This window comes from Afifella sp. IM 167 (genome assembly GCF_020144925.1).
Taxonomy (GTDB): Bacteria; Pseudomonadota; Alphaproteobacteria; order Rhizobiales; family Afifellaceae; genus Afifella.
On sequence record NZ_NSLC01000003.1, the window covers coordinates 313,413 to 331,354 of the forward strand.

The window sequence follows — 17,942 nt, forward strand, 5'->3', positions numbered from 1 at the left end:
CGGCATGATCGATCGCGACGCCATCATCGCTTCCGCCGAGGCCGTCCTCGATAGAGAAGGCTTCTCCGCCACCGGCATGGACCGGCTGATCAAGGCGGCCGGAGTTTCCAGTCGCACGCTCTACAAGCATGTCGGCGGGCGCGCCGGGCTCATCCTGGCGGCGCTCGAGGCACGGGAGGAGCGCTTTTTCGCCGCCGTGCGGTCGGATGGCGTCGAGGAGCTCTTCCGCTCTCTCGCCGAATGGGTCGAGACCGAGGGCGCCCATGGCTGCTTCTTCCTACGCGCTCTCGGCGAGGCCGGCGCGAGCGATCCGTCGATTGCCGAGCGGGTGAGAGCGCACAAGGAGGCGACGGCGGGGCTGATCGAGGCGTGCGTCGCGAAGGATCTCGGCCGCGAGGACGCACTCCTTGCCGCCCAGATCCTCGTCCTCCTCGAGGGTGCCACCCATGCTGCCGTCTACCGCGGCGCGAGCGCTGTCGAGGCCGCCGGCGAGGCGGCGGCCACCCTCCTCGAAGCGGCCCGGGGCGGGCCGGAGCGGGCCGGTGGATAGGCGCAACCTCGCCCTGACGGCGAGCGGCTTTTTCCTGATCGCCGTCTGCTACGGCCTCGCGCGCTTCGCCTTTGGTCTCTTCCTTCCGGCGATCGCGGCCGACCTTTCCCTCTCGGCCTCCTTCAGCGGCTTCATCTCCGGCGGCTCCTTCTTCGGCTACTGCCTCGCCATTGTCGCCTCGGCCGGGCTGACGGAGCGCTTCGGCCCACGCTTCGTCGCCGGCCTCGCCGGCTGCATCGCGGCGACCGGCATCTTCGGCATCGCGCTGGCGCCAGGCAGCGTGATGCTCGCCGTGGCCGTCCTCTTTGCTGGCATGAGCACCGGCCTCGCATCGCCGCCGCTCGCGGCGGCGGTCGCCCAGCAGCTGCCACCCGAACGGCAGGACCGGACAAACACGCTGATCAATGCCGGAGCGAGCGGCGGCGTTGCTCTCTCCGCCCCGGCGGCGTTCCTCCTCGGCGGCAACTGGCGGCTCGCCTTCGCGATCTTCGCAGCCGTTGCCCTCTTCGTGACGTTTGCGGTCATCCTGTCGACGCCGCGAAAGGCACCGACTTCCGACGACCGCGCGCGAGGCCTTCCGACCGTCAACGGCGATGTGAAACGCCTGGTCGTGGCGGCCTTCCTGATGGGGGCCGCCAGCACTGCCGTCTGGTCCTTCGGCGGAGAACTGACGCGCCGGATGCTCGGCTGGACGAGCGGGGAGGTCGGCAATCTCTGGCTCGCCATTGGCGTTCTTGGCCTTTCGGGCGGCGCTTGCGGCCAGCTCGTCCGGCGCTTCGGCCTCAATCGGGTGCATGGCGCCTTCCTCATGATGCTGGCGGCGGGAAGCCTCGTCGTCGCGACCGCGACGAGCCCGGCGATGGCGCTCGCCGGCGGCGGCGCCTTCGGTGCCGCCTACATGATGCTGACCGGCGTCTATCTCGTCTGGGGCGTGCGCGCGCTGGCGGACCGGCCCGCGACGGGCATCACCATCGGTTTCCTGGCGATCGCCGTCGGCCAGGTGGCGGGGGCGCCGGCCTTCGGCCTTCTCCTCGATGCCACTGGGCCGATGGTCGCCGGCATCGCGTTCGCGCTGGTCGCCCTCTCGGCCTGCGCCTTCCCGCGCCGGCCGGTCGCCGCGTCGCGGGCGGCGTGACTCCAAACCCTCTCTTCTTGTGGGAGAGGGCGGTCGACGGAGCCGACCGGGTGAGGGGAAGGCCTCGGCGCGGCGTGGGCGGCGGCAGGCGCAAGGCCTCAAGTCCGTCATGCCAAGGCTTGACCTGGCATCCATTCCGTTCCGCTATCGGCCGGGTTGGCGCGGCGGTTTTTCTCTCTTCGTGAGGTGCCGCACCGCCCGGGAATGGATGGCCGGGTCGAGCCCGGCCATGACGACAAGCGGGTCCGCGGACGGTTCAGCCTTGTGCCTTTCCGATTACCTCCCCATCTCCCCCGCGATCTCGGCCAGCGCCGCGCGGTGGTGCTCGGCCGATTCCTCGGAAAAGCAGCAGAGGATGATCTTGTCGAAGATTCCCGGATGGCCCTTGGCGTAGCCGGCGCAGGTGCCGATGGCGATCTCCGCCGCATGGTCGGCCGGAAAGCCGTAGACGCCGGTCGAGATCGCCGGGAAGGCGACGGATTTCAGCTCCTCGGCGCGGGCGATGTCGAGGGAATGCTTGTAGGCGGAGGCGAGAAGTTCCGCCTCGCCGTGGCCGCCGCCCTTCCAGCGCGGGCCGACCGCATGGATGACATGGCCGGCGGGCAGCTCGTAGCCCCGCGTCAGGCGCGCCTCGCCGGTCGGGCAGCCGCCGAGGGCGCGGCATTCTTCCAGAAGCTTCGGGCCCGCGCGCCGGTGGATGGCGCCGTCGACCCCGCCGCCACCAAGGAGGCTCTGGTTGGCCGCGTTGACGATGGCGTCCACCTCAAGCGTGGTGATGTCGGCGACGATGACGGAAATTTCCGTCTCGCCAATATCGAGGCTGTCCATCTTCGCGACCTCACCCGTTTGTTCCAGTAAAAGCCCCTGCCATCCGCCCGTCTACATTGCCGTCCAGCCGCCATCGATGGAAAGCGGCACGCCAGTGATCTGCGCCGCGGCATCGGAGCACAGGAAGACCGTCATCGCCGCGACGTCGCTCACCTTGACGAATTCCTTCGTCGGCTGGCGCTCCAGGATGACCTCGCGGATCACTGTCTCGCGGTCCTTGCCGTGGACCTTCATCTGGTCCTCGATCTGGCCGTCGACCAGCGGGGTGTGGACGTAGCCGGGGCAGATGGCGTTGCAGGTGACACCCGCCTCGGCGAGCTCCAGAGCGACGGTCTTCGTCAGGCCCAGAATGCCGTGCTTGGCCGAGACATAGGCGCTCTTGTAGGGCGAGGCCGTCAGTCCGTGGGCCGAGGCGATATTGACGATGCGGCCCCAGCCCGCCTCGCGCATGCCGGGCACGGCCGCGGCGATGGTGAAGAAGGCCGAGGAGAGGTTGATGGCGATGATCTGATGCCATTTCTCGGCCGGAAACTCCTCCACCTTCGCCACATGCTGGATGCCGGCATTGTTGACGAGGATCTGGACCGGGCCGATCTCCGCCGCCGCCTCGACGAGGGCGCGGCACTCCTCTTCCTTCGACATGTCGGCCTTGACGTATTTCGCCGTGACGTCGTGCGCCTTCGCGATGTCCTCGGCGATGGCGTGGTCCCCGGCGGTGTCGGTGAAGGAATTGACGACGACATTGGCGCCTTCGGCGGCGAGGGCCTTTGCGATGCCAAGGCCGATGCCGGAGGTGGAGCCGGTGACGATGGCGGTCTTGCCCTTGAGCATTGTTGTCTCCTGAAATCGCTTCGTTGAAGGGAAATTGCGCCATGGCGCCGGCGTTTCCAAGGGATCTGAGGCGGAATCGCGCGGCGATGCTCCGGCATGGATGGCCGAGGCATGGATGCATCGCCGAGTTCGGCCGGCCATGTCCGCATGGGTTGCGCTGGCGCGCGGCACACGCAGGCGTGGAACAAGCGGGCCGCGTTGGAGATTGTTGATTCCAGTCAGTTACTTGAGTCGCCCCATGCCAACCGCAAGACCCGTCTGGAAAGGCCAGCTCCGCCTTTCGCTCGTTTCCATCCCGGTGGAGCTCTATTCGGCCACGAAGACCTCCTCGAAGATCTCTTTCCGGCAGATCCACGAGCCGTCGGGCAAGCCCGTCAGCTACCAGAAGGTGGTGGCCGGCATCGGCCCGGTCGACAAGGACGAGATCCTCAAGGGCTTCGAGTACGAGAAGGGCAACTATGTCCTCCTCTCCGAAGAAGAGGTGGAGGAGGTGAAGCTCGAGACGAAGAAGACGCTGGAGCTGACGCAGTTCGTCGGCGCCTGCGAGATCGACCCGATCTATTTCGACAAGCCCTATTTCCTCACCCCGCAGGACGATCTGGCCGAAGACGCCTTCCGCGTGGTGCGCGACGCGCTGCGCAAATCGGAGAAGGTGGGGATCGGGCAGCTGGCGCTGCGCGGCAAGGAATACCTGGTCGCCATCAAGCCCTGCGGGACGGGGCTGCTCCTGGAGACGCTGCATTACGAGGACGAGATCAGGAAGTCCGATCCCTTCTTCTCCTCCATCGGCAACGAGAAGGCGGACGAGGATCTTCTCGGCGTCGCGACCGAGCTGATCGAGCGCAAGACGGCCCCCTTCGACGCCGGCGCCTTCAAGGACCATTACGTCAAGGCGCTGCGCGAGGTGATCGACGCCAAGCTGAAAAAGAAGAAGCCGAAGACGGTGGAGGCCGACGAGGCGCCAAGCGGGCGCGGCGGCGACAACGTCATCGACCTGATGGCGGCGCTGAAGGAGAGCCTGGAAAAGAGCGACGGCGGGAAGGCAAAGGGCAGCCGGGGCTCCAGATCCGCGCCGAAATCGGGCGCGAAATCCTCCGGCGGCCGGTCTACCTCGACGAAATCGTCCTCCGGGTCCTCGTCGACGAAATCGAAGACCGCATCCGGGGGCGGCAGGCAGCGCAAATCCGCCTGAGGCGAGCGACGATGGCGAGCGCCGATCTTCTCAAGACCTACCGGACGAAACGGGACTTCGCCAAGACGGCCGAGCCTTCCGGCGAGGCGGCGGGCGAGGAGGGCCATTCCTTCGTCGTGCAGAAACACGATGCGCGCCGGCTCCATTACGATTTCCGGCTGGAACTCGACGGCGTCTTGAAGAGCTGGGCCGTCACCAAGGGGCCGAGCCTCGATCCCGGCGAGAAGCGGCTGGCGGTCCGCACCGAGGACCACCCGCTCGATTACGGCACGTTCGAGGGGACGATCCCCAAGGGCGAATATGGCGGCGGCACGGTCATGCTCTGGGACCGGGGAAGCTGGGAGCCGCTGCACGATCCGCATCAAGGGCTTGAAGAGGGCAAGCTGCATTTCCGCCTGCACGGCGAGCGCATGCAGGGCGGCTGGGCGCTGGTCAAGATGCGCGGCGGCAAGAAGGAAACCCGCGAGAACTGGCTTCTCATCAAGGAGCGGGACGAGGTGGCCGACGAGGAAGACCCTCTGCTGACAGCGAACGAGGTGAGCGTTTCGACCGGTCGGAAGATGGAGGAGATCGCCAAGGGTGCGGCGCCCAAGAAGACGGCGGCCAAGAATGGGCCGGCGAAGAAAACGGGGGCAAAGAAGATGGGGGCGAGCGGGACGGCGAAAGGCGGGGCGAAGCCGGGCCAGGCAAAGGCAGGCAAGCTGCCCCGGTTTCGCGCGCCGGAGCTTGCGACCCTCGTCGACCGGGTGCCGGAGGGGACCGGCTGGGTTCACGAGATGAAATACGACGGCTACCGCCTCGTCGTCGCGCTGGGGCAGGGCGGGCCGAAATTCTATACCCGCTCCGGGCAGGACTGGACGGCGAAATTTCCGGCGCTCGCGAAAGCCTTCGCGCCGCTTTCCGGCATCTCTGCGCTTCTCGACGGCGAACTCGTCGCCTTCGACGAGAAAGGCCGGACCGACTTTTCCTCCCTGCAGAAGGCCATCGGCGAGGGGGGTGAGGTTGCCTTCTTCGCCTTCGACCTTCTGGAGGTCGAGGGCGAGGACGTGACGGGTGAGAAGCTGACGGAGCGCAAGGCGCGGCTGAAGGCGCTTCTGGAGCCGCTGCCCAAGGCTTCCGCGATCCAGTATTCGGAGCATGTGCGCGGCGAGGGTGAGAAGGTGCTTTCCGCCCTTTGCGCCGGCGGGCATGAGGGCGTCGTCTCCAAGAAGGCCGATTCCACCTATGTCTCGCGGCGCTCCAAGAGCTGGCTGAAGACCAAGTGCACGAAAAGGCAGGAATTCGTCATCGGCGGCTGGTCGGAATCGGCCCGGCGGACGGGCTTTTCCTCCCTCCTCCTCGGCACCTTCGAAGACGGAAGCCTCGTCTATCGAGGCCGGGTCGGGACGGGGTTTTCCGAGGACGATCTGGAGCGGCTTTCGGCGCGTCTCAAGAAGCTGGAGAGGAAGACGCCCGCCTTCGCCGAGGTGCCGCCCGAGGTGAAGAAGGGCGCGCATTTCGTCCGCCCCGAACTCGTCGCCGAAATCGCCTTCGCCGAATTGACCGGCGAGAAGATCCTTCGCCATCCTTCCTTCCTGGGGCTGCGCGAGGACAAGGAGGCCGGACAAGTGAGCCTTGAAAAGCCGGTCCCGGCCAAGAGCGCCGGAAAAGCCGCCGCCGCGCCGAAGAAGAGCGCCCGCTCCACGCCAGCCTCCGGCGACGGAGACGCGGTCACGATTGCCGGCATCCGTGTCTCATCGCCCGAGCGGGTCGTCTTTCCGGGCCAGGGCGTCACCAAGCGCGATCTTGCCGAATATTACGCGGCGGTCGCCGAGAAGATGCTCCCCTATGTCGCCGAGCGGCCCCTCAGCCTGGTGCGCTGCCCCCAGGGCCGGGCGAAGAAATGCTTCTTCCAGAAGCATGATTCCGGCGGCTTCCCGGCCGAGATGAAGCGCATCGAGATCACCGAGGGCTCCGGCGACAAGGAGCAGTACTTCTACGTCGACGACGCGGCTGGCCTCGTCGCCGCGGTGCAGATGGGGGTGATGGAGTTTCATCTCTGGGGCTCGCGGATCGATGCCATCGAAAAGCCGGAGCGGCTCATCTTCGACCTCGATCCCGACGAGGGGCTCGATTTCGCCGACGTGAAGAGAGCTTGCCTCGATCTCAAGGCCCGGCTCGAAGAGATGGGGCTGAAGAGCTTTCCCATGCTGACGGGCGGCAAGGGCGTGCATGTCATCGTGCCCCTGACGCGGCGGGCGGAGTGGCCCGAGGTGAAGGCCTTCTGCCGGGGCATGGCGATGCGGCTCGCCGAGGAGGCGCCGGAGAAGTACGTCGCGACGATGTCGAAGGCGAAGCGCAAGGGGCGCATCTTCGTCGACTATCTCCGCAACGAGCGCGGCTCGACGGCGATCGCGCCCTATTCGACCCGCTCGCGCGAGGGCGCGCCCGTGGCGGCTCCCGTTACCTGGGACGAGCTTTCGCAGGCGAAGGCGGCCAATATCTACAATGTGGAAAGCCTGCAGCGGCGCCTTGTCTCGCTGAAGAGCGATCCGTGGGAGGGGTATTTTTCGACCCGCCAGTCGCTGACGAAGGCGATGCTGAAGGCGGTCGGGGCCGAATAGAGACCCTTGCGGATTGCGGCAGCTTCCGCCAAGCCCGCCTGATGGACCTCATTCTTGCCATCGATGCCGGCGGCACTTCCTGCCGGGGCCGGCTTTCCACCCTGGAGGGGGAGGTGCTCGCCAAGGCGGAAGGCGGGCCGGCCAATCCCTCTACCGACCTTTCCGGCGCCGTCGCCAGCATCGAGGCGCTGATCGGCCAGCTTGACCGCATGATCGAGCCGGCGCCGCGGCGCGCCGAAACGGTGCTGGCTATCGCTGCCGCCGGGCTGGTGGACGACGCACGGCGCGCGGCCTTTCTCGATGCCTTTTCCGGCTTTGCGCGCGTGGCCGCGGTGACCGACGGCTATGCGGCGCTCGTCGGCGCCTCGGGCGGCAAGCCGGGCACGCTCCTTTCCCTCGGCACCGGTGCGGTGGGGCACCGCCTCTTTGCCGATGGCACCTCGCTGCAGCGCGACGGCTGGGGATTCCTCGGCGGCGACCGGGGTTCGGGCGCCTGGCTCGGCAGGCGGGCGGTGGAACTTTCCCTGAAGAGCTTCGACGGGGCGGCGGCGCCGAGCCTGATGGCGACGCGCATCGTGGAGCGCCTCGGGGGCGAGGAGGGGGCGATCCTTGCTTGGCTGCTCTCGGCCGGGGCACGCGACTTCGCGGCGCTGGTGCCGGAAGTCGTCTCCGCAGCGGAGGCGCATGACGAGGCGGCGCTGGCACTGATCGATGCGGCAGGCGAGGAGGCGGCCGCGCTTCTGCGCGCCCTCGGCCCCGAACCCGGGGAGCCCGTCTATTGCGTTGGTGGACTTTCGGCGATCCTGGGGCCGCTGATCGAGGAAAAGACCGGGCAGGCCTTCTCCGCCCCGCAGGGGGATGCGCTCGACGGGGCGCGGCTCGTGGTGCTCGGCGCGGCGCCGAAGGAGGTGCGCGGATGAGACTTGAAGGCTCCATCCTGACGCCGTCCGGCTGGATCGCCGGCGAGCTTCTCGTCGCCGATGGGCGTATCGCCGGAACCGTCGGACGCCCCGTCGGCGAGGAGGCGCTTCAGCCGCCCTTCATCCTGCCCGGCTTCATCGACTGCCATGTCCATGGTGGAGCGGGCGCGGATGCGATGGAGGGCGAGGCCGCCGTGCGCAAGTTGGCGGCCTTCCACGCAAGCCGCGGCACGGTGGCGATGCTGCCGACGACGATGACGGCCAAGAAGGCGGAGATCGAGGCGGCGCTCGCCGGAATCGAAGCGGTGCGCAGGAGGCCGGGCTCCGGCGAGGCGGCCGTGCTCGGGGCGCATCTGGAAGGCCCGTTCATCAACCCCTGCAAGCTCGGGGCACAGCCGGCGGAAATGCTCGATCCCGATCCCGTCCTTGCCGCCGAATGGTGCCGGCGCTTTTCCATCCGGGTCGTGACGCTGGCGCCTGAGAGGCCGAACGGCGAAGCGTTGGTGCGCCTGCTCGCCGAGGCGGGCGTCAAGCCGCAGATCGGCCACAGCCTCGCCACCGCCGATGAGGCGCGATCGGCCCTCCAGGCCGGCATTGCCGGCTTCACCCATCTCTTCAACGCCATGTCCGGCACGGATCACCGCGCCCCGGGCGTCGCGGCCGTGGCGCTCGCCGAAGGCGAAAGCGCGGAGCTGATCGCCGATCTTCACCATGTGGCGCCCGACATGATCCGCGCCGCGGCGCGGGCGATACCGGGGCTCTATGCCATCACCGACGCGACCTCGGCCGCCGGCATGCCGGACGGGCAATACCGGCTCGGGGCGCAGACCATCGTGAAGCAGGGCGGGCGCGCCACGCTGGCCGACGGTGAGACGCTCGCCGGCTCCGTGCTGACCATGGATGCGGCGTTGAAGAACCTCGTCGCAATCGGTTTTTCGCTGCGCGAGGCCTCCGACATGCTCTCGGCGCGGCCGGCTTCCTATCTCGGCCTTGAGGATCTGGGCGCCATCTCGGAAGGCGCGGTCGCCAGCCTCGTCGTTCTCGACGAGGCGCTAGCCCTCGCCGAGGTCTTTCTGGCGGGCGTGGCTCTTGATGGGACCGCCTGAGGCGTCCTTTTCGGCCGCAAGCGTCGCCGCGAGGCCTTCCCGGTAGGTCGGATAGGCCAGCCGGACGCCGAGCTCTTCCTTGATCTTGTCGTTCTTGACGCGCTTGTTCTCGCCCCAGAAGGAGAGCGCCATCGGCGACATCTCCGCCTCCTCGAAACGGACCTCGGGCGGCGGCTCCATGCCCAGAAGGCTGGCCGCATAGGCGATGACATCCTGCGGCGGGGCCGGCTCGTCGTCCGTGCCGTTGAAGATGCCGACGGCCTGCTGGGTGAGCGCGGCGGCCGCGATTGTGCCGATATCGGCGCCGTGAATGCGGTTGAAGACCTGGCCTTCCTTGATGATGCGCCGGCTCTTGCCGGAGCGCAGCTTCTCGAAGGGGCCGCGGCCCGGCCCGTAGATGCCGGACAGGCGGATGACGGAGACGGGAATGCCTGCCTCCTCGCCGAATTCGAGCCAGCGCTCCTCGGCCGTCCGGCGCTGGCGCGAGCGCTTCGAAACGGGATTGCATTTGGTGGTCTCGTCCACCCATCCCCCGCCGTGGTCGCCGTAGACCCCGACGGTGGAGAGATAAGAGATCGCCATCGGCTCGGCCTCCGCGAGCGCCTGCCGGAAGACGTTGAGGACGGGATCGCCATCCTCGCCGGGGGCGATGGAGACGAGGACATGGCTCGCCTCTGCGAGGGCGTCCTCCACGGCGCCGTTGTGCGGCGCGCCGGGCACACCGTCGAAGATCAGCGGCATGGCGCCGAGATCTGCGAGTTCACGAAGCCGCTCGGCGCTTCGGGTCGTGCCCCAGACACTCTCGGGCTGGAGCGCGTCGATGGTATTTCGGGCCGAGAAACCGAGCCCAAAGCAAAAGAGACTGATGGTCAATGCTAACCGCCCTGTCCGGTGATCGCGGGCCCCGGATCGCCCTTCATCATGGGTGAAGCGCCGTGGCCGTCACCCGGTGGATTCTCTCGTATTGTCATAAATTTACGCGCTTGTCCCGGTCTGCCATGCGCGGTGGACGGCAGAATCCGTCTCCTGCGACAGCCTGTGCGTCGCCGGAGGTTGGTGAGCAGATGCGGAGCCCGGGAGCGGGCTTATGCCGTTTCGCCTTTATCGCGTGGTTCGCGCAGGACGAGCCTTTCGACTTCGAGCGTTCCGATCGAAAGATGCCGGATGCGGGCCTGCCTGACAGCGAGACGCTTGATCGCGATCGCGCCGACGGCCAGCGCTCCGATCGCCAGGGTTCCGAGGAGAAGGGCACCAACGCTGCCGGCGCCGACGGCGGCGGCGGGCATCGCGAGATTGCGGCGACGCCGACGATCATCGCGGCCAAATTCGATCACGTCTCGGTCTCTCATGGATCGATCTCCTCCGAAAGGCTGTCCCATTCGCGGCGCACCAGCGAATCGGCTTCCTCGTCCCGATGCTGCCGGCGGGCAGCACGCGCCGCCGTCCGATCGAGCCGGCCGAGCGCCCAGATGGCGGCGCCGCGCACCAGCGCGCTTGCATCGTCAAGATGTGCTCCGGCTTCGGGCGCGAGATCGGCGTCGCCGGAATTGCCGATCGCGATCAGGACGTTGGAGATGAACTTGTCGCGGCCGATGCGCTTCACCGGCGAGCCGGAGAACTTTTCGCGGAAGGCGGCATCGTCGAGGCGGGCGAGATCGGCGAGCGGCGGGGCGGAAAGGTCCGCGCGGGCCTTCAGCTTCGCCTCGGCCGCCTCGGAGGCGAACTTGTTCCACGGGCAGACGGCGAGGCAGTCGTCGCAGCCGTAGATGCGGTTGCCGATGGCGGCGCGGAATTCGCGCGGCACGAGACCCTTGTGCTCGATGGTGAGGTAGGAGATGCAGCGCCGCGCATCGAGCCGGTAGGGCGCCGGGAAGGCGTCGGTCGGGCAGACGTCGAGGCAGCGGCGGCAGGAGCCGCAATTGTCCTCCTCCGGCGCGTCGACCGGCAGTTCGGCGGCGCAGAAGAAGGCGCCGAGGAAGAGCCAGGAGCCGAAATCGCGCGAGACGAGGTTGGTGTGCTTGCCCTGCCAGCCGATGCCGGCGGCCTCCGCAAGCGGCTTTTCCATGACCGGGGCGGTGTCGACGAAGACCTTGATCTCGTCGGGCAGGCCGAGGCGGCGCGCCTCGGCCGAAAAGCGCGAGCCGATCCGCTTCAGCGCCCCCTTGATGAGGTCGTGATAGTCGCGGTTGCGGGCATAGACGGAGATCGTCGCCCGGTCGCGGCGCTGAAGGCCGGCCAGCGGGTCTTCATCGGGCCCATAGTTCATGCCGAGCATGACAATGGAGGAAAGGTCCGGGAAGAGGGCGGCGGGATCGGCGCGGCGGGACGCCGTATCGGCGAGCCAGTCCATGGTGCCGTGGCGGCCTTCCGCCAGCGCCGCGAAGAGACGGGGCCCGGCCTCGCCGAGGCGCTCCGGCGTGGTCACGCCGAAACAGGAAAAGCCCTCCTCGGCGGCGAGCGCCTTGAGACGGGCTTTCAGGCGCCCGGCGCTCAGAAGTCGAGATCGGTGTAATGGGCCGGCGGGGTCACGCCGCGAATCTGATCGGCGAGGAGAGGACGGAAGGACGGGCGGGACTTGATCTTGACGTACCAATCCTTGGCTTCCTCGGTCTCCTGCCAGGGCACTTCGCCGAGAAAGTCGGCGACCGAAAGGGCCGCGGCAGCGGCAAGGTCGGCATAGCTCATCCTGTCGCCGGCGAGCCAGCTGCGCTCGACGATGAGATGGTCGATATAGCGCAAATGTGTGCGGATGTTGGCCCTTCCGGCCCGCAGCAGGGACGAATCGGGCGAGGAATCCATGCCCAGCCGCGACAGCTCGCGCTTGATGACGCGCTCCTCGGCCAGATAGATCGTCACTTCCTCGTTGAACTTCGTCAGGAACCATTCGAGCAGGCGACGCACCTCGGCGCGGCGGTCGGCGCTCGCCGGCAGGAGGCGATGCTCGTCCAGCGCGAAGCCGCGCGTCTCGTCGAGATATTCCGAGCAGGCCCAGACGCCGACGATCGGCGGGCCGTTGTCCTCGATCATCACCGGCAAAGTGCCGGCGGGGTTCATCAGCAGGAATTCCTCCCGCCGCTCCCACGGCCTCTCCTCGATCAGCTCGGGCGTGAGCTCGCATTCGCCGAGCGCGAGGCGAACGAAGCGGGAGGGGGCGGAAAGAGGATGGTGGAAGAGCCGGATCATCAGCTGGCGTGTAACTCAATAATGCAAACGAAATGGGAAAAAGCGAAGGAGCGTGCTAGGAGCCGGTGCCCCAACCACGATTCGAAGGGCCGATGCCATGAAGGGCCAATCGGGCGAAGGTTGGGCAGCTTAAAAAGGCTAGGGGAAGAGGCTTGGATCTCACGACTTTACTGGAGGCCGCCTTTCTCGGCCTCATCGAGGGACTGACGGAGTTCATCCCCGTCTCGTCGACCGCACACATCCTTCTGGCCGGCCACTTTCTCGGTTTCGAATCGACGGGCAAGACCTTCGAGGTGCTTATCCAGCTCGGCGCGATCCTGGCGATCCTGTCGGTCTATTTCGCCCGGCTGTGGCGCGTCGCCATGGCGCTGCCCACTGATCCCAATGCCCGCCGCTTCGTCATCTCCATCCTCATCGCCTTCCTGCCGGCGGCGGTGATCGGCGTGATCGCGCACGATTTCATCAAGAACGTCCTCTTCGAGACGCCGGTGCTGATCTGCGTGACGCTGATCGTCGGCGGGGTGATCCTCGCCTATATCGACCGGCTCGACCTCAATCCGGTGAATCACGACGCCATGCGCTACACGCCCTGGCTCGCCTTCAAGATCGGGCTCTTCCAGTGCCTTGCGATGGTGCCGGGCGTGTCGCGCTCGGGCGCCACCATCGCCGGCGCGTTGCTGATGGGCTGCGACAAGCGCTCGGCGGCGGAGTTCTCCTTCTTTCTCGCCATGCCGACCATGGCCGGCGCCTTCGCCTACGACCTTTTCAAGAACCGCGATCTGCTCTCGGCGAACGATGCGCTGATCATCGCCGTCGGCTTCGTCTGCGCGTTCATCGCCGCCGTCTTCGTGGTGCGCTCGCTGCTCGACTTTGTCTCGCGCCACGGCTTCACGCCCTTCGCCTGGTGGCGAATCGCGGTCGGAACGGCAGGCCTCATCGGCCTCTGGCTGGTCGGATAGGATTTGCGGGGCTGGCTGGCGGGCCGGCCTCGCGAGCCTCAGCCCTGATAGCGGGCCGTGAACTGGCCGTGGCTGCGGAAGCGCACGAGATAGGTCGGCAGGATCAGTTCCAGCGCCGAAGGCTCGATGCCGAGGCCATCCAGCGTTCGGCCCTCCGCCTTCGCCTCATCCGAGACGACGTTGTCGAGTTCGAGCTGGCGGACCTGGTCGGGCGTCAGCGGCGCGTTCGGCAGGAACTTGGTGAAGTTGCTCATCGCCTTGGCAAAGCCCGTCGGGATCGAGACGATCTTGCGCCGGCGGTTGATCGTGCGCAGCATCAGTTCCATGCATTCGCGAAAGGTGAGGACTTCCGGGCCGCCGAGCTCGTAGACGGCGCCGCGCTGGGCCTTGCCCTCCAGAGCGCGTGCCACGGCTTCGGCGACATCGCCGACCCAGACCGGCTGAAAGCGCGTCGTGCCGCCGCCGATCACCGGCAGAACCGGCGAAAGGCCGGCCATGCCGGCGAAGCGGTTGAAGAAATCATCCTCGGGGCCGAAGACGATGGAGGGGCGCAAGACGACGGCCTCCGGCGCGTGCTCGAAGATGCCGGCCTCTCCCTCGGCCTTGCTGCGGAAATAGGGGATCTGCGAGGCGGCGTCCGCCCCGATCGCGGAAATGTGGACGACGTCCTTGATGCCGGCCTTCTTCGCCGCCTCGGAAATGGTGCGGGGACCGGAGGCCTGGATGGCGTCGAAGCTCTGGTTGCCGGACTGGACGAGAATGCCGACGCAGTTGACCGCGGCATCGGCGCCTTCCAGCGCCTGCTCCACCGACCAGGGATAGCGAAGGTTCGCCTGCACGGCCCGGATCTGGCCGACCGTGCCGAGGGGCTGCAGGAAGCCCGCGAGGTCGGGCCTTCGCACGGCGACGCGGATGCGCCAGCCGCGCTTGGCAAAATGGCGGACGATGTGTCGGCCGACGAAGCCTGAGCCGCCGAAAATGGTGACGAGGCGCGTCGGTTCGCTCGGTGCGGGCACGGGTCAACTCCTGCAAGGAATGCGCGCTTCTTCTTAGCGAAGCTGGTCTCAGGGGCAACCATATAGGGCGCGGGAGCGGCCGCCAGCAACGCCCGAAACCGGCCAAAGGCTAAGGCGCGGTGAAGCCGCGTCTATTTTCCATCGGCCACGGCGGAGCGGCGATACGCTTCATAGCTCACGAGGCCGGTGGCGATCGCCAGGTTGAGCGAATCGGCCTTGCCGCGCATCGGGATCAGGAGAAGCTCGTCGCAGGCCCTGGCGAGGCTCTCGGTCAGCCCCTGGCGCTCGTTGCCCATCAGGAGAATGACGGGGGCGGAATAATCGGCGCCGCGAAAATCCTGTGTGGCGGAAAGATGCGTGCCGAGGATGCGCGCGCCGTTCGCCCTGGCGGCGGCGAGGAAGGCGGTCTCGTCCGCGAGCGCCAGCGGCACATGGAAGAAGGACCCCATCGAGGCGCGCACCGCTTCCAGCGAGAAGGGGTCGCAGCATTCGCCGACGAGCGCGATGCCGGCGGCGCCGACGGCGTCGGCCGTGCGCAGGATGGTGCCGAGATTGCCGGGATCGCGGATGCGGTCGAGACCGATCCAGAAGCCGCCGCCGCCAATCTCTTCCGGTTTGGCAAGGCGCTTCCTGAAGACCCCGATCACCGTCTGCGGGTTTTCCCGGTGCGAGAGCTTTTCCAGCACCTTGTGGCTGACGGCTAGGATGCGGCCGCCGCGGGCCTTGACCTCTGCCGCGGTCTCGCCGACCGGGCCCTCGGAAAGGCTGTCGGCGGAGGCGATGAGATCCTCCACCACGAAGCCGGCGAGGAGTGCGTCGCGCACCAGCTTCAGCCCCTCGCCGAGAAAGCGGCCGGTGCGGTCGCGCTCCTTCTTCATGGAAAGGGCGCGCAGTTCCTTGACGATCGGGTTCGCCGGGCTGTCGACCCGGTGGAAAGCGCCGGGGGTGCCGCGCTCGCTCATTTCGGCTTCTCCGCACGGCAATAAAGCGAGGTCGGCAGCGACTTCGCGCCGCCCTCGCCGACAAGCACCATCTCGCCGGACGTCACCGGCCCGCCGACGATGTCGGCGCAGAGCTGGTGGAGCGCCAGATAGGAGGCGCGGATCGCATAGGCGGTCAGAACGAGCGTGCCGCCCGGCTTCAGGCAGGCGGCGCAGAGCTTCAGCATTTCGGGAAGATCCTCGAAGAGCCGCCAGGTCTCGTTCTTCGGCCCGCGGCCGTATTTCGGCGGATCGAGCAGGATCATGTCGTAGGCATTGCCGCGGCGCACCTCGCGGGCGGCGAACTTTCCCGCATCCTCGCACAGCCAGCGGATCGGCTTTTCCTCCAGGCCGGAGAGAGCCTGGTTCTCGCGCGCCCAGGCGATGGCCTTCTTCGAGGCATCGACATGGGCGACCTCGGCCCCCGCCTCGGCGGCGACCAGGGAGGCGATGCCGGTATAGCCGAAGAGATTCAGGAGCTTCGCGCCGTGCGCGCTCCCGAGTTTGTCGGAGACGAAGCGCCACTGCGCCTCCTGCTCGGGAAAAACGCCGACATGGCGGAAGGAGGTAAGGCGGCAGCGATAGCGCAGCGCCCCGTGGCGGCAGGTCCAGTCAGGCTCTTCCTGCCTCTGCTTCCAGCGCCCGGCGCCTTCCTCCTCCACATCGCCCGTAAAGACCGCGTCGGCCTTTGCCCAGGCGCTTTCGGGCAGCGAAGGCGCCCACATCGCCTGTTCCTCCGGCCGGTCGAGCAGCTTTGCGCCGAAGCGCTCCAGGCGCCGGCCGTTGCCGGAATCGACGAGGGCGTAGTCTTGCGGGCCGTCGGAGGCGAGGACCTCCGGGCGAAGGGATTTTGCGAGCTCGGACACGTCAGGCGGCGGGCGCTTCGATCAGCGTTCCGGCAAGGCTCGCATCGCCGAGCGCGAGGAAAAACGGGTTCTCGAACGGGCGCGGCCCGCCCTCGTTGGGGCGGCCGTAGAGAAAGGGGGTGCCGTCGAGCTTGACGACCTTGCCGCCGGCTGCCTGCAGCACCGCCTGGCCCGCGGCCGTGTCCCACTGCATGGTCGGGCCGAGACGCGGATAAAAATCCGCCTCGCCTTCCGCCACCAGGCAGAATTTCAGCGAAGAGCCGATGGAGCGGCTGTCGATGCAGCCGCAGCGGTCGAGAAAGACCGCCGTCTCGGGCGACAGATGCGAGCGGCTGGCCACGGCCACCGGGGGCTCTTGCGCCGCGCGCACATGGATCGGCAGGAAGGCGCCGACCGTGCCGGTGCGGGCATCGGCCTCTGCCGAGAAGGCCTTGCCGCCGGCGCCGCAATAGAGCGTGCCGAGCGCCGGGGCGAAGACGACGCCCGCCACCGGATGTCCGTCCTCGATCAGGGCGATGTTGACGGTGAACTCGCCACTGCCGGTGATGTATTCCTTGGTGCCGTCGAGCGGATCGACGAGGAAGAAGCGGTCGCCCGTCTCGGGCGGGCCATGCGCGGCACAGGCCTCCTCGGCGACGACCGGAATGTCTGGAAAGGCTTCGCGCAGGAAGGTGTCGATCACCTTCTCGCTCGCCCGGTCCGCCTCCGTTACGGGGCTCTCGTCGGCTTTCGTCTCGACCGACAGGCCGGCATCGTAGGATTTCAGGATGGCGCGGCCGGCGGCGAGCGAAGCTTCCACGAGCGGCTGCAGAAGGGGGGGGAGGTGACTGAGCGACATCGGCTCCTCTTAGCCTTTCCGTTATGGCCATGAAATAGCCTTCCGGCGGGTCTCATTGCCAGTTGAGTATGAACGGGGCTGTGTGCACAATCGCGCGCAAGCAACAAATGCGGGCCGAAGGGCTCGGCCACGGGGAGGCTGAATGAAACTTACCGGCGAATACCAGATCCCGGCGCCACGCGAGCGGGTCTGGGCTCTGCTCAACGATCCGGACGTGCTGAAGGAATGCATGCCGGGCTGCGAGATGCTGGACACCACCGAGAGCGGCGGCTTCGCCGCCCGGGTGACGACCAAGATCGGGCCGGTGAAGGCCACCTTCAACGGATCGGTCGACCTCAAGGACATCAACGCGCCGGAAAGCTACCGCATCGAAGGCGAGGGACAGGGCGGCGTCGCCGGCTTTGCCAAGGGGCATGCCGACGTTCACCTCGCCGAGGAAGGCGGGGGCACCAAGCTCAGCTACGACGCCGACGTGCAGGTGGGCGGCAAGCTCGCCCAGCTCGGCAACCGCCTCGTCGGGTCCACCGCCAAGAAGCTCGCCGACCAGTTCTTCTCCTGTCTCGCCGAAAAGGCCGGGGCGGGAGCGGCCTCGGCCGCAGCGAGCGCGCCCGTCGCCGACGAGCCGGTCGGGCTGCCCGGCGAGACGGTGCCGCCCGCTGCGACCGGCGTTCCGGAAGTGGGCGCGGCCGCGGAGGCGTCGCCCGCCGAGCCGCATCCCGCGCCAGCGGCGCATGAGAGCGGTTTTTCGCATGCCGCGCACGAGCTGGAGCATGCCGCCGAGGAGGCGGAGGAGGCCGTGGAAGAGCGCGCCGCCGGAGGTTTTCTGGGCGGGCCGTTCATGTGGGGCCTTCTCGTCATTCTCGTCATGATCGTCGTGTGGGCCGTTCTTTCCTAGGCCGCCCGCCGCACCATAACAAAGACATTCAAGGGAGGAA

18 protein-coding genes are annotated in these 17,942 nt (G+C 67.6%); 8 read left to right on the forward strand and 10 right to left on the reverse strand.

Annotated features, from left to right (window positions below; genetic code table 11):
- Positions 1-4: 4 nt before the first annotated feature.
- Together CLD20_RS06680 and CLD20_RS06685 are read left to right on the forward strand one after the other, a co-directional pair.
- The gene (locus tag CLD20_RS06680; protein ID WP_224405814.1) at positions 5-550 is read left to right on the forward strand and encodes a TetR/AcrR family transcriptional regulator; all 546 of its coding nucleotides are present in this window, start codon (positions 5-7) and stop codon (positions 548-550) included.
- The gene (locus tag CLD20_RS06685) at positions 543-1,685 is read left to right on the forward strand and encodes an MFS transporter (RefSeq protein ID WP_224405815.1); all 1,143 of its coding nucleotides are present in this window, start codon (positions 543-545) and stop codon (positions 1,683-1,685) included. The genes CLD20_RS06680 and CLD20_RS06685 overlap by 8 nt, the downstream gene beginning before the upstream one ends.
- 276 nt (positions 1,686-1,961) lie before the next feature.
- On the opposite strand, the gene CLD20_RS06690 is transcribed toward CLD20_RS06685, so the two are convergent.
- Together CLD20_RS06690 and CLD20_RS06695 are read right to left on the reverse strand one after the other, a co-directional pair.
- Positions 1,962-2,513, reverse strand: a complete 552-nt coding sequence (locus CLD20_RS06690; RefSeq protein WP_224405816.1) for an O-acetyl-ADP-ribose deacetylase — start codon at positions 2,511-2,513, stop codon at positions 1,962-1,964.
- A 51-nt stretch (positions 2,514-2,564) separates the two neighbouring features.
- The gene (locus tag CLD20_RS06695) at positions 2,565-3,344 is read right to left on the reverse strand and encodes a 3-hydroxybutyrate dehydrogenase (protein ID WP_224405817.1); all 780 of its coding nucleotides are present in this window, start codon (positions 3,342-3,344) and stop codon (positions 2,565-2,567) included.
- Positions 3,345-3,582: 238 nt separating this feature from the next.
- On the opposite strand from CLD20_RS06695, the gene CLD20_RS06700 reads away from it, so the two are divergent.
- From CLD20_RS06700 to CLD20_RS06715, 4 genes are read left to right on the forward strand one after another with little or no spacing between them, the layout of a single operon-like run.
- Positions 3,583-4,536 carry a Ku protein gene (locus CLD20_RS06700; RefSeq protein WP_224405818.1) on the forward strand — a complete coding sequence of 318 codons (954 nt, stop codon included), beginning with the start codon at positions 3,583-3,585 and terminating at the stop codon, positions 4,534-4,536.
- An 11-nt stretch (positions 4,537-4,547) separates the two neighbouring features.
- Complete coding sequence (gene ligD, locus CLD20_RS06705; RefSeq protein WP_224405819.1) at positions 4,548-7,139, forward strand: DNA ligase D; 2,592 nt, start codon at positions 4,548-4,550, stop codon at positions 7,137-7,139.
- A 41-nt stretch (positions 7,140-7,180) separates the two neighbouring features.
- Entirely contained in the window at positions 7,181-8,059 is an 879-nt protein-coding gene (locus CLD20_RS06710; RefSeq protein WP_224405820.1) for a BadF/BadG/BcrA/BcrD ATPase family protein, read from the forward strand.
- A complete protein-coding gene (locus tag CLD20_RS06715) occupies positions 8,056-9,165 on the forward strand; it encodes an N-acetylglucosamine-6-phosphate deacetylase (protein WP_224405821.1) in 1,110 nt (369 codons plus the stop codon). Before CLD20_RS06710 ends, CLD20_RS06715 begins: the two co-directional genes overlap by 4 nt.
- Here the strand turns inward: CLD20_RS06715 and CLD20_RS06720 are convergent.
- From CLD20_RS06720 to CLD20_RS06735, 4 genes are all read right to left on the reverse strand, one after another.
- Complete coding sequence (locus CLD20_RS06720) at positions 9,112-10,038, reverse strand: SDR family oxidoreductase (protein ID WP_255599510.1); 927 nt, start codon at positions 10,036-10,038, stop codon at positions 9,112-9,114. The two genes, CLD20_RS06715 and CLD20_RS06720, sit on opposite strands and share 54 nt — an antisense overlap.
- Positions 10,039-10,250: 212 nt before the next feature.
- Positions 10,251-10,514, reverse strand: a complete 264-nt coding sequence (locus tag CLD20_RS06725; RefSeq protein WP_224405822.1) for a hypothetical protein — start codon at positions 10,512-10,514, stop codon at positions 10,251-10,253.
- On the reverse strand, positions 10,511-11,659 hold the full coding sequence (gene queG / locus CLD20_RS06730) for a tRNA epoxyqueuosine(34) reductase QueG (RefSeq protein ID WP_370636839.1): 1,149 nt from the start codon (positions 11,657-11,659) through the stop codon (positions 10,511-10,513). The genes CLD20_RS06725 and queG overlap by 4 nt, the downstream gene beginning before the upstream one ends.
- Positions 11,656-12,348 (reverse strand): glutathione S-transferase family protein, encoded by a 693-nt coding sequence (locus CLD20_RS06735; protein ID WP_224405823.1) that lies wholly within the window; start codon positions 12,346-12,348, stop codon positions 11,656-11,658. The genes queG and CLD20_RS06735 overlap by 4 nt, the downstream gene beginning before the upstream one ends.
- A gap of 152 nt (positions 12,349-12,500) precedes the next feature.
- Between CLD20_RS06735 and CLD20_RS06740 the strand changes: the two genes are divergently transcribed.
- A complete protein-coding gene (locus tag CLD20_RS06740) occupies positions 12,501-13,307 on the forward strand; it encodes an undecaprenyl-diphosphate phosphatase (protein ID WP_224405824.1) in 807 nt (268 codons plus the stop codon).
- A 38-nt stretch (positions 13,308-13,345) separates the two neighbouring features.
- On the opposite strand, the gene CLD20_RS06745 is transcribed toward CLD20_RS06740, so the two are convergent.
- The 4 genes from CLD20_RS06745 to cysQ form a co-directional block, all read right to left on the reverse strand.
- Complete coding sequence (locus CLD20_RS06745) at positions 13,346-14,323, reverse strand: complex I NDUFA9 subunit family protein (RefSeq protein WP_224405825.1); 978 nt, start codon at positions 14,321-14,323, stop codon at positions 13,346-13,348.
- Between the two features lie 131 nt (positions 14,324-14,454).
- Positions 14,455-15,285, reverse strand: coding sequence for an RNA methyltransferase (locus CLD20_RS06750; protein WP_224405826.1), 831 nt, complete (start codon positions 15,283-15,285; stop codon positions 14,455-14,457).
- A complete protein-coding gene (locus CLD20_RS06755) occupies positions 15,282-16,169 on the reverse strand; it encodes a class I SAM-dependent methyltransferase (protein WP_224405827.1) in 888 nt (295 codons plus the stop codon). The genes CLD20_RS06750 and CLD20_RS06755 overlap by 4 nt, the downstream gene beginning before the upstream one ends.
- A 1-nt stretch (position 16,170) precedes the next feature.
- A complete protein-coding gene (gene cysQ, locus CLD20_RS06760) occupies positions 16,171-17,007 on the reverse strand; it encodes a 3'(2'),5'-bisphosphate nucleotidase CysQ (RefSeq protein ID WP_224405828.1) in 837 nt (278 codons plus the stop codon).
- A 142-nt stretch (positions 17,008-17,149) separates the two neighbouring features.
- On the opposite strand from cysQ, the gene CLD20_RS06765 reads away from it, so the two are divergent.
- On the forward strand, positions 17,150-17,902 hold the full coding sequence (locus CLD20_RS06765; RefSeq protein WP_224405829.1) for a CoxG family protein: 753 nt from the start codon (positions 17,150-17,152) through the stop codon (positions 17,900-17,902).
- Positions 17,903-17,942: the final 40 nt, after the last annotated feature.